Origin of the sequence: Draconibacterium orientale, assembly GCF_900111425.1 — a bacterium.
Taxonomy (GTDB): Bacteria; Bacteroidota; Bacteroidia; order Bacteroidales; family Prolixibacteraceae; genus Draconibacterium; species Draconibacterium orientale.
Map to the genome: position 1 here is coordinate 24077 of NZ_FOHT01000032.1, position 15209 is coordinate 39285.

The following is a 15209-nucleotide window of genomic DNA, read 5'->3' on the forward strand; positions in this document are numbered from 1 at the left end:
TTTTTATTTGAATTTATACGTAATACTTAATCGGTAAGCAATGCCGGGCATGGCATAGCCCCAACTCGACTGGTAATTGGTATCCAGCACATTGTTGATCATTCCGTTTATTCGAATTTGATTCTGGCTGTCGATTTTCCAGTTGTAACCAACAGCCACATTCATCAGAACATAAGCATCGAGAATATTTTTCTGCTCCTCGTCGGTAAATTGCTCGTCGGTGTAACTTCCGTCAATTGTAAAATCGAATTTGTTATAAGCTACCGTTGTGAAAAAATTACCGGCATGCAGCGGAACATACTCCAACTGACGGTTCAGCGCATTGGTATTATTCTGCGACTTTTTTCTTTCTGCCGAAGTGTAAGTATAGTTCAGTCCCGAATTGGCTTTCAATCCCCAAAGGGTATAATTCCAATCGGTCATAAACTCCAGTCCTTTACTTTGTACATTTTCAACATTCGCGGCGTACCAGTACGAACCACCGTTTTTCCACAAAATCCAGTCGTCAACATTCATCAGGAAAGCATTCAGTTTTACATTCCCTGAAACGTCTCCAACACAGTAGCTCCACTTCGATCCAAATTCGTAACTCATTCCTTTTTCGGGATTCAGATCTGGATTTCCACCGGGCACCCAAAAGCGGTCGTTAAAGGTCGGGACACGATAACTACGTGCAACATTTCCGGTAAACCGAAGCACATACTTTTCTTTTGAAAGCGCCAGGTAGTTCAGTCCAAACGACGGCGTGAAAGGCACATCGAAATCGGTTACATAACCGTAACGCAAATTCAGTGTTGCGGTTAAACGGCTAAAAAAACGTTGATAGTACGAAGCATACAAATCTACCCGGTCCTCGTGTTTCAACGACTTGGAATAGGCATAAACCGAGGGATAAATACGGGTAGTTTTTGCTCCGGCTTTGTAGCTGGCATTGGGCGAAAAATCGTGTTCGATAAATGCCTCGCCAATTATGCGTTGGGTTGAAATGGTGTCGGAAGTATTTTCGTCGCTAACGGCATTGTCATAAACATATCCACCGTTAATCTCGAATTTGAAGGGATTTTTGCGGTTTTTATAACCTGCCCAAATACGCACATGATCATCGTTGTACTCTTCGCGCAAATCGGGATTACTCAGGTTTGTTTGCATGTTTTGCTGAACCAGATGCCAGTCATTTTCTACCCAAACATTAAAAATGAAGAACTCGTCTTTGTTGAACTTATAATTCAGCTCCTGTAGTAATCCCATATTTTTAATATTGGCATTGTGCTGCGTATCCTCAATTTCAAAAATATCGTTTTCAAAATCGCGGTAGTTGGGGTTTGTAAATTTAAAATCGTTTGTTTTCGAATAATAAAAAGCACGGGTCACTGCTTCAAACCTGCCGTTTCCCCAAAACAGTTTTGTACCGTAAAGCTGCTCTCCAAACGATCCGTTTGCAATACGGGCTTCCGCCTTAAAACCATTGGTCCAGTGGTTTTGCAGGCCTAAATGAATGGCTCCTCCAATACTTCCCGAACCGTTTACCGAACTGGCACTACCAAACTGCACTCCAATATTATCGAAAAGATAAATGGGAACGTTATTTACATTGGAGTGGCCCAGCGTGAGCGAGTTAATATTTATGCCGCCAAAATTTAAACTGGTATGATCGGGTGCCGATCCACGAATACGAATAGTGGCCAAACCACCTGCATTGGTTTTAAAGGCGATGGGTAAACTGCGCGAGAGCAATTGCTCCAGGTTTCCATCCTGCGCCAGCGAAAACTGCGTGGCACTAATGAGTTCGATTTTTGCTCCCGACTGGTATTTCTGAAGCTTTCCATAACTCACTACTTCTTCTACCTGCACGGTGTCGAACACGGTAAAGGGCTGCTGCGCCGCTACATTTTGAGCCAGCGCCCACAATACGATTCCAAAAACTACAAACCTCCTCATTCTAAACACTTAAGGAGCTTTGGATAAATCAGTGAAAAATACGGATGATATTTCTCAAGCTTTTATCCCGAAGCTTAATTATTTACTATTGAATTTATGGCAGGTCTTCTGGCTCATCCCGGTTATTGATGCCTTCCCTCCCGATCCCTCAGAAAGTGGCTTATGGTTCAATAACACGATCCGTCAACCGACGGATAGGACTTACAGCTGCGGGTACAGCTCCGGTTTTTCACCGGATTCCCTTTTCATCTTATTTCTGATACAGAAATTTTAAGAACCTAAATTCACCGACAAAGATAGTCACATTTTTTAACAAGCATGATATTATTGAAAAAGATACGCAGGAAAATACCTCTACTTATTAATAGCACTCCTAAATCGCTAATATGAAAGCCTTAAGCGAACGCAACAAAACTTAATTGTGCATTAAGAATGATTTAGCAGACTCTTGAAAAGCTAATTCCGAATTGTTTTATTAGGGAAGTTAAACTACAAATTAGTGATACTCTCACTTCGAGTGAGAGCATCACCAGGTATCGCTTTAACTTTTTTTGATCACCTCCTCCGACACCAAAAATACCACCGGTTTATTTGAGATGGGATTGGTACGCACCACTACAACGGTTTCGTAAACGGCTTCAATATCTGCATAATTAAGCACCTCTACCGGCAGGCCTTTTTTACGAATATGGCCTTCCTGCATCATAATCAACGAATCGCAATATTCTCCGGCCAGGTTCAGGTCGTGAATGATCATAAGAACCGTTAATCCCAGTTCGCAACTCAAGCGGCGAATGAGATTCAGTGTTTGAACCTGGTGCGTGATATCCAAATGCGAAGTTGGCTCGTCGAGCAGAAGTAAATCGGGTTCTTGTGTTAATGCACGGGCAATTCCTGCAAGCTGTTGCTCGCCACCACTCAAGGCATTCATGTATTTTCCTTTCAGTTTGTCAACGCCCGTAAGCTTCATGTATTTTTCGGCAATGGCAAAATCCTCTTTGGTCTCGAAAAACTGAAATTGTTTGTGATACGGAATGCGGCCCATCAACACATATTCCTCCACAGTCATGCTGCCTATTTCAATATTCTGCGTAACAATGGCAATATTTTGAGCACGCTGCTTCAGATTCATTTTTCGCGTATCCAACCCCTTCAGCTCCATTTTACCTTTCAGCGGAGGAAGCTCTCCTGAAATTCCACGAAACAAAGTAGTTTTTCCCGAACCGTTTGGACCGATAATCCCCACAATGTCACCTTTTGCCACTGAAAAATCGATATCCTGGAGAATGAACTTTCCCGGATATCCGCACGAAAAATTTGATATTTGAAAAAACTGCTCCATGCTAATTCAGTTTGAAATGTGATTTGGAGCGACTCAACACAATAATGAAAACCAATCCCCCAATAAAACCGGTTATTACGCCAATCGGCAGTTCATTTGGCGAAATAATGGTTCGGGCAATGGTATCGGAAAGTATCAGAAAAATGGCTCCTCCCATAAACGAACCGGCCAAAAGGACACGGTAATCGTTGCCGATAATCAATCGGATTAAGTGCGGAATAACCAAACCAACAAAACCGATAACTCCGGCTACCGAAACGGCAATTCCGGTGAGTAACGACGCCACAAAAAACAGCAGTTTTATTGCTACGCCGGTGTTTATTCCCAAGTGCCGTGCTTTTACTTCACCCAGGCGAAGTGCGTTCAGCGTTTGTGCAAAAAAGTACGAAATTACCAGTCCGGCCAGCGATGAATAGAATGCAATGGCAATCAGAGAATTGTTCGACTCATCCAGCGATCCCATCACCCAGAAAACAATGTTATGCAGGTTTTCGGCGGTAGAAATCGACATCAGAAACATCATGGCCGAAGAAGACACAAAACTTACCATTACGCCAATCAATAACATACTGTTGATACTTAATCCGCCACGTTTTATACTTAACAGATACACAACAATGAGCGTAACAAGCGCCCCCAAAAAGCCAAATGCCGGAAGCGAAAAGAAGCTCAGAGTATTCAGCCCAAAAACAATGGCAATGGCCACTCCCAAAGCCGCACCACCGGAAATTCCCAGCGTGTAGGGCTCAACCAGCGGGTTTCGGTATATACCCTGCAACACCACTCCCGACAGGCTTAAAGCGCCGCCAACACCAATGGCCATCAATATTCGGGGAATACGGATTTTTGCTAGAACAGTGTATTCGATGCTGCCTTTATCCGACAAAATTTGTGGCAGTTGCATCAGCGAAACTTTTATTTCACCGGCCGATAACGACAACAAAACAGACACCAGCAACAACACCAAAAGTGCGGCTAAAAAAAGTATCCATTTTAAATATTTGCTGTTCATTCGTCTCTAACTTTTGGATTTACTCGCTTATAAAACGGTAAACATCTTTCAGTGCACTTGCAAAGTTTGCCGGTGTTGGGCTACAGGCTGTTTCCGAAGAAATCAGAAAAACCTTGTTGTTATTTACGGCCTCCATTCCTTCGTAAGTATTCCAAACCTTTCGTTCTTCCTTGCCAAAACCGCCCATTTCGGCAATGATTATCACATCCGGATTTTTTAGCAATACACTTTCGCGGGTTAAAGTTCCGTGTTTTAACCCGGAGGCAATATTTGTTGCATTACACAACAGCATAAAATCGTTCATGTAGGTATTGTCCAGCACCGAAAATACGGGATTGGCGCCAATCTGGAAAAATATTTTTGAAGGAGGCAGCTGCTTCGATTTCGCCTGAATTTCGGCCACCGTTTTACGGGCTTTTGCAACTACTTCTGTCGATTGATCTTCGCATCCGATAAGCTCGGCGATTTGTTGTGTTTGGGCACAAATTTCATCGAAAGTACGCGGCGTTTCCAACACCTCAACACGTAATCCCAGTTTTTCAAGAGTAGCAATATCCTGCGCTTTGGTCAATTTCATAGTTAGTACCATGTCAGGTTTCAAAGCGAAAATCCTCTCCACATTTACATCAACCGTTGAACCAATTTCTTCAATTCCATCATTTAAGGCCAACATGCAATAACTCGTACATCCCACAAGTTTATCTTTTCCGCCAACCAGGTAAATATTTTCGGTAATCGACGGTGCCAGCGAAATCACGCGTTTAACATCCTGTGCAAACACCGAAAAACCGGCAAGCAGCAATACCACGAGAATTTTAATCTTCATCCGTTTAAAATTAACAGGAAATCAGGTGCAGAAATCAATAGATTGATTCCCGAAACTTTGTTCCCGAAGTTCGTTCATCCATTTGCTGGCAGGTCTTCTGACTTATTCCCTTTGATCATTGCCTTCCCGTCATTGGCTGAACCGACAGTGGCGTGAGAAATGATCATTTTCTGAATTTACAGCTGCGGGTACAGTTCCGGATTTACACCGGATTCCCTAAACGCAATTGTGCGTAACCAACGCGCACAAAGATAAATAATTTTAAAGAGTACAAAATGCAGAACACAAACAGTTGTTTAAAAAATAAACATTTTGAAACTATTTCAACATTCACTCATAAGTTTTTTGGGGTATTCAATATCCACCAAAAATAGCCCCTGCGCCGGCGCTGATGCTCCTGCTGCCCCCCGATCCTGCTTTTCAATGATCTCACAAAACTGTTCGATACTGAGTTTGCTCTTCCCCACTTCCAACAGCGTTCCTACAATAGCACGCACCATATTGCGTAAAAACCGATCGGCTTTAATTGTAAATTTTAATTGTTCGCCATTTTTCGTCCATTCGGCGTGCATAATTTTGCAGTTGTTGGTTTTTACATCGGTATGCAGGCGACTGAAACTGGTAAAATCGGTGTAATTAAAAAGCCTTAATGCTGCCTGGTTCATTTTGTCCACATCGAGTGGTTTCAGGTATTTGTGGCTCGTTTCGGTTGCAAACGGATTTTTTTCGGTAGAAATAAAATAATGATAGGTTCGTGATAATGCACTAAACCGGGCATGTGCTTCCTCATCAACCGGCCACACTTTTTGCACAGCAATATCGGATGGTAAAAAACTATTGAGTTTATAAACGATGTCCAGATTTTCGGGAATACTATTTTGGGTATCAAAATGCAGAATAAAAAACGAGGCATGCACACCGGTATCGGTTCGTCCGGCACCAACAACAGCTATTTTTTCGCGCAGGATTTTTGATAGTGCGTCTTCCATCACCTCCTGAACAGAAACAGCATTAGGCTGAATTTGCCAACCATGGTAATTGGTTCCCTTGTAACTAAGTTGTAAAAAATAACGTTGTGGCATTTTTCTCGTTTTATCTGGGGGTAAAATTACAGAAAAAGTTGAAAGCACAGATTAACCAAAGTACCGGCAAAAAAATAGCCGCCTCTCTTTTTCAGAGAGGCGGCCCCAGTTAACCCCAAACACACGACTTCAGAACGAAGCCTAAAAGTTTTTGAAAGTGTTCATTAACTTTTTCAATCCTATCCCTTAGTTTCTAATGCAATTTTAGCTGTTTTAAAAGCAGGTTTTAATCCTCCAAAGCATCCGCTGTTACTCGTTATACTTAACAATTTATGGAGTTAAAACTATTCATTGTTTGTTTTAATTTGGCGGCCCTTTAAATGGGGCGTCAGGTTTATTTAATAAAATTAAAACATTAATTCATTAAAACCAAGAGTGATAAAGATGTTGTTTAACAATAAAGGCCCTAAACTGAAATTTTGACATTTTACAAATTACTGACTTCCAATCACATTCAAAACACGCACCAAACCAACTGACAACCAGACAGCTTAGCACTGAAATATTTTCACAAAATCAAAGATGGTATGGCATTTGATTTTTTCTTTTCAGCATGTTCAATGAATTGTTTAACCAAAAGTTAAAGGAGGATAAAGTCATGAAATTAGCAAGAAGAAACGAACCGTATTTTCCATCAGTCTTTGACAGGTTTTTCAACAATGAATTGATGGATTGGGATCACTCGAACTTTTCGAGCACAAACACTTCGTTACCGGCAGTAAACGTAAAAGAAACCGACGATGATTTTGTTATCGAGGTTGCAGCTCCGGGAATGAGCAAAAACGATTTTAACGTGAACTTTAAAAACAACGTGCTCACCATTTCTTCGGAAAAGAAAAACGAAAAAGAAGAAAAAAATGAGAACTATACACGCAAAGAGTTCAGTTACCAATCGTTTCAACGTTCGTTCACCGTTGCCGAAAATGCAGTAGTTGGCGAAAAGATTTCAGCCAAATACGACAATGGAATTTTACATATTATACTGCCAAAACGCGATGAGGTAAAACCTCAACCTGAAAGACAGATTAAAATTTCGTAAGGAGTAATAAAAACGTCGCTCAAAGATTTTGGGCGACGTTTTTAGTTGATTGCTTTCGGGAAGCAAACTTCATAAACCCTGCTTCTTTTCTAAAACCCATCGAATTGCAGCCTCCATCGTACTAAACGGCCGCGATTCGTAACCTCGGTCGCAAATACGAATTAACATGGGATATACTATATCTTCAGGATTTACAGTAACAATGGCAATTCTTTTATTTCCAAAAACATTGGGATTTTGTTGGTAAAATTCAGGAATTTCGACATGCTGCCCCGGCTCTATATCAAAATGAGCTGCCCTGTAATCAAGTACAAACCCAATAGTTTCTGCCGGAAATGTATCCTTCTCAATAGCATACAGCCAGGATTCTTTCACATCGTTAACGGTTATTAAACCAAAATAGGACTTAAATACAATACAATCTTTGTATTCATATTTAAATTTCTCTGCATCCATAGAATTATAAAGTTGTTTTGCGTCGGTATAAAACTACAAAATAAGACATCTTCACCTTAAATTGTAGCTTACTTTTACAAACTATCAACTGTTAGTTATGATGAAATTCCCAAACCGGGACTGAACACCCTGAACCTTCAACACCAATACTACTCCATAAGCGCCTGTTTGTCAATAATTCCCTTTTTGCTTTTCCAGCCGAACTCTGAAGTAAATCCGGTACAAATCATCGTCATCGTAATAATCAACCCATTCCACATTCGCCTTTCCATACTGCTTTGTAAGTTCGTATCCAAATGTAGCCCTTCCCCACGAAATTGCTGTTCCTACGCGGATGTCTGATTTTACCCCTGACCGATGCAAACGAAAATCTCCCGCGCCTGTTAAATCAAACGAAAACAACCTTTGTGAAAGCGGAAACCGAAAAAGATGCAGGGTAAGGTCATTTTCGAAGAAAAACCAGTTACCGGCAAACTGATCGCTTAAATTAACGCCTATTTCACTTACCAGAGTATGTGGCGTATAGCCTGATTTTGGAAATACATTGAGGTAATAACTCACCGCGGGGTTAAAATACATAAAATGGGTCAACACGTCTCGTCCTTCAATAATCTGCCCATGTTGCTTCCCAAAACTATCAATGATTTTGTGAATTCCACCGGCACCATCATTTCCTCCCTGAATCCACAAAGCCAATCCGGGAATTGGTTTTTTCTTGTTTAAAATACCGGGACCGCCCGACAATTGAATGGCCAGGTTATTCGACAAAAATTTCACCCAGGAAAACTCCACCGCACTAATCTCTACAAACGATTCGCCTCTGTAATACCGGCCATTTTCATCGAAACGCTGGCTATATTCCCGTTGTGTATAAAGGTCAGTTCTTATTCCAAACGAAAGCAAGCGCTTCTTCTCTGTTTTTTGATTGATAAAGGCTTTTATCAAAAACGATGAAGTAAATGCCACATCGTTTGATTTGCCGGAAAAAAGCAAATCAATATCATTTATATGCTGAATCAGTATATGACTCTTTTCAAAATAAGATTCGTTGCCATTTAAACTGCTTTGCGAAAAACAGGTGTTGGCAAACATGAGAAGTACGATTATAATAACGATTGATTTCAACACTATTTCTTCAATTCATGAATTAACATTAGCATATATTCGCCGCCAACAAAACAGGGAACCAATATATAAACACAATTTGTAATATGTACACCACAACAGATTATACTGCAACTTGTTTAATTATTTTTAACACTAAACTCCACATCAGAAAATTACCACTTTTGTACATCTTCGCAAAAACCAGGTTGTAGCTTATAAGACTATGCTCTACCAAATTCATTTCATTTAAAATCCCGGAACCAGTGCATAATTTCTTAACAAAATCCTAATAAGCTGTTATTCTTTGTTAACATCATAATTCGTTTCGCAATTACTTAATTTTTTTTAACAAAAGAATAGGGAAATAAATAGCATAATGCTTTAAATTCGTGCCTTCGAAAAAATTAGCAAATAAATTTATAAAAGATATGAATCAAGCAGTTGATATCAAAGAATTGAACGAGAGAATACAGAGAGAGAGTTCGTTTGTGGATATGATTTCCATGGAAATGAACAAGGTGATTGTTGGACAAAAACACCTGGTTGAAAGTTTGCTGATTGGCTTACTTTCCAATGGGCATATTTTGCTGGAAGGTGTTCCGGGATTGGCAAAAACGCTTGCCATAAAATCCTTGTCGCAAACCATCAGTGCTAAATTTTCGCGTATTCAGTTTACGCCCGACTTGCTGCCTGCCGACGTTCTGGGAACAATGATTTACAGCCAGAAAAAGGAAGAGTTCAGCATAAAAAAGGGACCAATCTTTGCCAACTTTGTATTGGCTGACGAGATTAACCGTGCACCGGCAAAAGTGCAATCGGCATTGCTCGAAGCCATGCAGGAACGTCAGATTACCATTGGCGACGAAACCTTTAAACTGGACGAGCCATTCCTGGTTATGGCAACGCAAAACCCGATTGAACAGGAAGGTACTTACCCGCTGCCTGAAGCGCAAGTCGATCGTTTTATGCTGAAAGTGGTAATCAACTACCCGAAAAAAGAGGAAGAACGTCAGATTATCAATCAGAACCTTTTGGCCCAATTCCCTGAAACAACAACCATTCTGAAACCGGAAGACATTATGAAAGCACGTAACGTGGTAAAAGATGTGTACATGGATGAAAAAATTCAGAAATACATTGTTGACATTGTTTTTGCCACACGCGAACCGGAAGAATATAAACTGGAAAAATATGCCGATATGATCGCTTACGGAGCATCGCCAAGGGCAGGAATCAGTTTGGCGCAGGCAGCAAAAGCTTTTGCTTTTATTAAGCGCCGTGGGTATGTAATTCCTGAAGATGTGCGTGCCGTTTGTCCTGATGTGTTGCGCCACCGTATCGGGCTGAGTTACGAAGCTGAGGCCAATAACATTACACAGGAAGAAATTATTACCGATATATTGAACCAGGTAGAAGTACCATAGTCGAGTCACAGTTAACAGTGGCAGTTTACAGCTGTTCAAACACAACTTTGAACACTGAACGTTAAACTTTGAACTCTAATTATGGAAACAACTGATTTATTAAAAAAAGTACGGAAGATTGAGATAAAAACACGTGGTTTGTCGCGCAATATTTTTGCCGGCGAGTACCACAGTGCTTTTAAAGGGCGCGGTATGGCATTCTCGGAGGTACGCGAATACCAGTTTGGCGACGATATTCGTAACATCGACTGGAACGTTACCGCCCGCTACAGTCATCCTTACGTGAAAATATTTGAAGAGGAACGCGAACTCACTGTGATGCTGCTGATTGATGTGAGTGGCTCGCGCGAATTTGGTTCGTTTGAGAAGCTGAAGAAAAATGTGATTACAGAACTGTCTGCAGTGCTTTCGTTTTCGGCTATTCAAAACAACGATAAAATCGGAGTGATCTTCTTTTCGGATAAAATCGAGAAATTCATTCCGCCCAAAAAAGGGAAAAGTCACATTTTGCGTATTATCCGCGAATTGATCGAATTTCACCCGGAAAGTAACGGCACCGACATTACCGAGGCTGTTCGCTACATGACCAACGCCATTAAAAAGCGCTGTACGGCTTTTATTATTTCCGACTTTATGGACGATAACAAAGACCTGGAAATGGCACTTTCTATCGCCAACAACAAGCACGACATGGTAGCGCTGAACATATACGACAAACGCGAAACAGAACTGCCATCTATCGGGATGATAAAACTTAAAGATGCTGAAAAAGGCAACTACGTTTGGGTAGACAGCAGTTCGAGTAAAACACGTAAACTTTATGCCGACTGGTGGATAAAACACATGGGCCGGCTGGATGTGATGTTCAAAAAAAGTGGTGTTGATTATGTATCGATAAATACCAACGAAGACTATGTAAAATCGTTAATGACCCTTTTTAAAAGACGGGCATTAAAATAGAGAAGCATGCAATTGAAAAAAGATATTTTAAAGAGTAACAAAGCACAGTTCGACTCCGCTCACTGTGACTGTCATCCTGAGCGAATCCGTCCCGATCATAGCATCGGGAGTCGAAGGGTGATGAACACCGGAGTTATGCTGTTGTTTATTACCCTGTTTTTATTTGCAGGAACAACGCAGGCACAGCGCATAAAAGCCACTGCCAGCCTCGATTCTGCAAATATTCTGATTGGCGACCAGGTAAAACTTTTCCTGGAAATAGATCATCCGAAAGATGTAAACGTACAGTTTCCGGCGGTTCCGGATACGATTAACAGTCTGATTGAAGTGATCAGCCGTTCGGGTGTCGATACTTTTGAGCTGGATGATGAGAAGCTGATGAAACAAATTCAGGCCTACACCATTACCAGTTTCGACAGTGGAAGTTACCGCATTCCGCCTTACTGGTTTAAAATCGATGTGGACGGAACCATTGATTCCATTCCCAGCAACGGTGTTACGCTGAATGTTTACACCATGGAGATCGACACCACCAAAGGGCCAACCGACATAAAAATGCCCTACGATGCACCGCTGACGTTAAAGGAAGTTACGCCTTACATTTTGGGAGTAATTCTTATCGGAGCGATTATATTCTTCCTGTTATATTCAATTAAGCGGAAGAAAAATAACAAGCCGATATTTGCACGTCCGGCAAAACCAAAAGAGCCGGCGCACATTATTGCATTGCGTGAGCTGGACCGTATTAAAACGGAAAAAGTTTGGCAGCAAGGCAAAACCAAACAATATTACAGCGAGCTTACCGACACGCTGCGCGAATACATTGAAGACCGTTTTGGTATTCGGGCCTTGGAGCAAACCACCGACGAAACCATTGAAAGTTTCAGGGTGCAGAAAAGCTTAATTAACGAGAAACATTTCTCGAACCTGACGCAGTTATTACAATTAGCCGATTTGGTAAAGTTTGCCAAATATCAGCCACTGCCCGACGACGATAACCTGTCGCTGGTAAACGCCTATTTCTTTGTGAACGACACGAAAAAAGAGGAACAGAAAAAGGCTGACAGCAAAGACGCTGACAAAGGAGATAATGATGAAAACATTGAAGAAGTTGAGATAAAATAAAAAGAGATGTTTGAAGGATTGACATTTAAAAACCCTGAGCTATTTCACATCCTGTGGGTATTAATTCCCATGGTGGTGTGGTATATTTTCAGGCAGAAAAAAAATACCGCAAGCATCCAGGTTTCATCCACCGCTTCGGTAATAAAAGCCCCAAAAACGATCCGGCATTATTTGCGCCATCTGGTGTTTGTGTGCCTGCTTATCGCCATCAGTTTTTTTGTGGTAGTGCTGGCTCGTCCGCAATCGTCAAGAAACTGGGAAAAGAGCGAAACAGAAGGTATCGACATTGTAATTGCGCTTGATATTTCAAGCTCGATGTTGGCGCAGGATTTTCAGCCCGACCGCCTGGAAGCGGCAAAAAATGTGGCCATGGAATTTATTTCGGGGCGCGAATACGACCGCATGGGACTCGTGGTTTTTGCCGGCGAAGCATTTACGCAATGTCCGCTAACTACCGACCGCGCCGTATTGCTCAACCTGTTTAAAGATATTGAAAGCGGTATGATTGAAGACGGTACAGCTATTGGAAACGGACTGGCAACTTCGGTGGCCCGTCTGAAAGACAGCGAAGCCATCAGCCGCGTGGTAATTCTGTTAACCGACGGTGAAAACAACCGTGGAGAAGTTGCCCCGGTTACAGCTGCCGAAATTGCCAAAACTTTTGGCATTCGTGTTTATACGGTTGGAGTGGGAAGTATCGGAACAGCGCCCTACCCTGTGCAAACTCAATTTGGCGTCCAGTTGCGCGACATGCCGGTAAAAATTGACGAAGAAACCTTGCAGGAAATATCGTCGCTTACCGACGGAAAATATTTCCGGGCAACCAGCAACACCAAGCTGGAAGAGATTTACAAAGAAATTGACGCGTTGGAAAAGTCAAAAATTGAAGTGCGCGAATTCAGCCGCAAATCGGAAGAATTTATGCCGTTTGCCCTGCTTGGGGCACTGTTTTTGATTGTGAGTTTATTCCTGCGTTTAACCATATTCAGAAGTATCCCATAAAAAGATAGAAGAATGGAAATGTTTAGGTTTGCAAATATCGAATACTTATGGGGATTATTACTAATTCCGCTGCTGGCATTGTTTTTTGTCTGGTCGCGCATTTCGCGCCGACGTGCTTTAAAAAAGTTTGGGCAGCAGGAAATTCTGGGGCAGCTGATGCCTTACAGCTCAGGCAACCGACCTGTTGTTAAGTTTATCATTTTAATGTTGGCGCTGGCATTCTTTATTGTTGGAATTGCCCGTCCGCAGTTCGGATCGAAATTAAAAACCGAAAAACGCGAAGGTGTTGAGTTGATGATCGCGCTCGACGTGTCGAACAGTATGATGGCCGAAGATATTCAGCCCAACCGTTTGGAACGTGCAAAACGTGCCATTTCTCGACTGGTTGATCGTTTGAAAGACGACAAGATCGGCTTGATCGTTTTTGCCGGCGATGCATACACGCAGCTGCCAATTACTACCGATTACAATTCGGCGAAACTGTTTTTGAATTCGGTGAATACGCAAATCGTGCCAAAACAGGGAACCGCCATTGGAGCGGCCATCGATCTGGCTCGAAAATCGTTTACGCCAAACGGCGAGGCCAACAAAGCGATTATAATTATCACCGACGGTGAAAACCATGAAGATGACGCACTGGCATCAGCAAAGGCTGCGTTGGATGAAGGTGCCATTGTACACACTATTGGAATGGGTTTACCGTCAGGATCGCCAATTCCGGTGCTGCGGAACGGACAAACCGATTATTTGAAAGACCGCGACGGAAATGTGGTGGTAACAAAATTGAATGAACAAATGCTGGAGCAAATTGCTGCTACCGGTGGAGGCATTTATGTGCGTGCCAATAATGCACAAGTGGGGTTAAATGCCCTGTTCGATGAAATAAATAAAATGGAGAAACAGGAAATGGAAACGCGTACTTTTTCGGAATACGACGACCAGTTCCAGTATTTCTTTGCCGTGGGATTGTTTTTGCTCTTGCTGGAATTTGTAATACTTGAACGCAAAAACAAGTATTTGAAGCGGATAAAATTGTTTGGATAGAAGGAGGAGAGATGAAAAAGACAATCATATTATCATTATTTATAGTTTTTTCGGTAACTGTTTTCGGGCAAAACGAACGGAAATTTGTACGCAACGGAAATAAACTTTTTATGGAAGCCGTGCGCGATACCATGAAAATTGATTCCGTTAAATTTAGTAATGCAGAAACCGAATACCGGAAGGCGTTGGAAAAACGTCCTGAAGATTTGAAATGGAATTACAACCTGGCAGATGCTTTGTATAAACAACAAAAATTTGAAGATGCCGAAGGTAAATTCTCAGAATTGGCAGAAAAGATGGAAGAACCTGCAGAGCGTGCCCGTGTTAACCACAACCTGGGAAATACGCAGCTGATGCAGGAGAAACTGGATGAAAGTATCGAATCGTATAAAAAGGCTCTGCGTGAAAATCCCGATGATCTGGAAACAAAATACAACCTGGCTTATGCGCAAATGCTGAAAAAGAAAAAAGAGCAGCAACAGCAGCAAAATAAAGATCAAAACCAGGATCAGAATAAAGACCAAAATAAGGACCAGAACAAAGATCAAAACAAGGATAAAAACGATCAGAATAAAGATAACCAGGACAAAAACAAAGATCAGAACAAGGATCAGCAGGACCAGAATAAAGATCAAAACAAACAGGATCAGGACCAAAATCAGAACAAAGACCAAAATAAAGACCAGCAACAGCAACAACCTCAGCAAAACAAAATTTCGAAACAGGATGCTGAGCAACTGTTGCAGGCTTTACAAAACGACGAACGCGACATTCAGGATAAGGTAAAAAAAGCGAAAGCTGCCAAAGCCAAACGTACGCGATCGGAAAAAGAATGGTAGGGGAAACGATTAA

The 15209-nt window shown here is 41.7% G+C and carries 14 protein-coding genes and 2 riboswitches; of the genes, 7 read left to right on the forward strand and 7 right to left on the reverse strand.

Annotated elements, in window-relative coordinates:
- Positions 1 to 3 precede the first annotated feature (3 nt).
- The 5 genes from BMW53_RS15975 to truA all read right to left on the reverse strand — a co-directional run bounded on the left by BMW53_RS15975 (position 4) and on the right by truA (position 6200).
- On the reverse strand, positions 4 to 1938 hold the full coding sequence (locus tag BMW53_RS15975; protein ID WP_038559529.1) for a TonB-dependent receptor: 1935 nt from the start codon (positions 1936 to 1938) through the stop codon (positions 4 to 6).
- An 80-nt stretch (positions 1939 to 2018) separates the two neighbouring features.
- Positions 2019 to 2235, reverse strand: a riboswitch (cobalamin riboswitch).
- 244 nt (positions 2236 to 2479) lie between these two features.
- On the reverse strand, positions 2480 to 3280 hold the full coding sequence (locus tag BMW53_RS15980) for an ABC transporter ATP-binding protein (protein WP_038559526.1): 801 nt from the start codon (positions 3278 to 3280) through the stop codon (positions 2480 to 2482).
- A gap of 1 nt (position 3281) precedes the next feature.
- Complete coding sequence (locus BMW53_RS15985; protein ID WP_038559523.1) at positions 3282 to 4292, reverse strand: FecCD family ABC transporter permease; 1011 nt, start codon at positions 4290 to 4292, stop codon at positions 3282 to 3284.
- A gap of 19 nt (positions 4293 to 4311) precedes the next feature.
- Positions 4312 to 5118 carry an ABC transporter substrate-binding protein gene (locus tag BMW53_RS15990; RefSeq protein WP_074780964.1) on the reverse strand — a complete coding sequence of 269 codons (807 nt, stop codon included), beginning with the start codon at positions 5116 to 5118 and terminating at the stop codon, positions 4312 to 4314.
- Positions 5119 to 5188: 70 nt separating this feature from the next.
- Positions 5189 to 5374, reverse strand: a riboswitch (cobalamin riboswitch).
- Between the two features lie 67 nt (positions 5375 to 5441).
- On the reverse strand, positions 5442 to 6200 hold the full coding sequence (truA, locus tag BMW53_RS15995; RefSeq protein ID WP_038559515.1) for a tRNA pseudouridine(38-40) synthase TruA: 759 nt from the start codon (positions 6198 to 6200) through the stop codon (positions 5442 to 5444).
- 598 nt (positions 6201 to 6798) lie between these two features.
- Here truA and BMW53_RS16000 point away from each other — a divergent pair.
- Positions 6799 to 7239, forward strand: coding sequence for an Hsp20/alpha crystallin family protein (locus BMW53_RS16000; RefSeq protein ID WP_038564821.1), 441 nt, complete (start codon positions 6799 to 6801; stop codon positions 7237 to 7239).
- A gap of 69 nt (positions 7240 to 7308) precedes the next feature.
- Here the strand turns inward: BMW53_RS16000 and BMW53_RS16005 are convergent, their stop codons facing one another.
- Positions 7309 to 7695 carry a hypothetical protein gene (locus tag BMW53_RS16005; RefSeq protein WP_038559512.1) on the reverse strand — a complete coding sequence of 129 codons (387 nt, stop codon included), beginning with the start codon at positions 7693 to 7695 and terminating at the stop codon, positions 7309 to 7311.
- Between the two features lie 171 nt (positions 7696 to 7866).
- Positions 7867 to 8823: a hypothetical protein gene (locus tag BMW53_RS16010; RefSeq protein WP_157470818.1), complete on the reverse strand. Its 957-nt coding sequence runs from the start codon at positions 8821 to 8823 to the stop codon at positions 7867 to 7869.
- A gap of 407 nt (positions 8824 to 9230) precedes the next feature.
- Between BMW53_RS16010 and BMW53_RS16015 the strand changes: the two genes are divergently transcribed.
- From BMW53_RS16015 to BMW53_RS16040, 6 genes are all read left to right on the forward strand, one after another.
- Entirely contained in the window at positions 9231 to 10226 is a 996-nt protein-coding gene (locus tag BMW53_RS16015; protein WP_038564817.1) for an AAA family ATPase, read from the forward strand.
- A gap of 81 nt (positions 10227 to 10307) precedes the next feature.
- Positions 10308 to 11186 carry a DUF58 domain-containing protein gene (locus BMW53_RS16020; protein ID WP_038559506.1) on the forward strand — a complete coding sequence of 293 codons (879 nt, stop codon included), beginning with the start codon at positions 10308 to 10310 and terminating at the stop codon, positions 11184 to 11186.
- A 6-nt stretch (positions 11187 to 11192) separates the two neighbouring features.
- Positions 11193 to 12311 (forward strand): hypothetical protein, encoded by a 1119-nt coding sequence (locus BMW53_RS16025; protein ID WP_051567871.1) that lies wholly within the window; start codon positions 11193 to 11195, stop codon positions 12309 to 12311.
- A gap of 6 nt (positions 12312 to 12317) precedes the next feature.
- On the forward strand, positions 12318 to 13313 hold the full coding sequence (locus BMW53_RS16030; RefSeq protein ID WP_139178207.1) for a vWA domain-containing protein: 996 nt from the start codon (positions 12318 to 12320) through the stop codon (positions 13311 to 13313).
- 12 nt (positions 13314 to 13325) lie between these two features.
- Complete coding sequence (locus BMW53_RS16035) at positions 13326 to 14357, forward strand: VWA domain-containing protein (RefSeq protein WP_245749059.1); 1032 nt, start codon at positions 13326 to 13328, stop codon at positions 14355 to 14357.
- An 11-nt stretch (positions 14358 to 14368) separates the two neighbouring features.
- Positions 14369 to 15196 (forward strand): TPR repeat aerotolerance protein BatC, encoded by an 828-nt coding sequence (locus tag BMW53_RS16040; RefSeq protein WP_038559503.1) that lies wholly within the window; start codon positions 14369 to 14371, stop codon positions 15194 to 15196.
- Positions 15197 to 15209 lie beyond the last annotated feature (13 nt).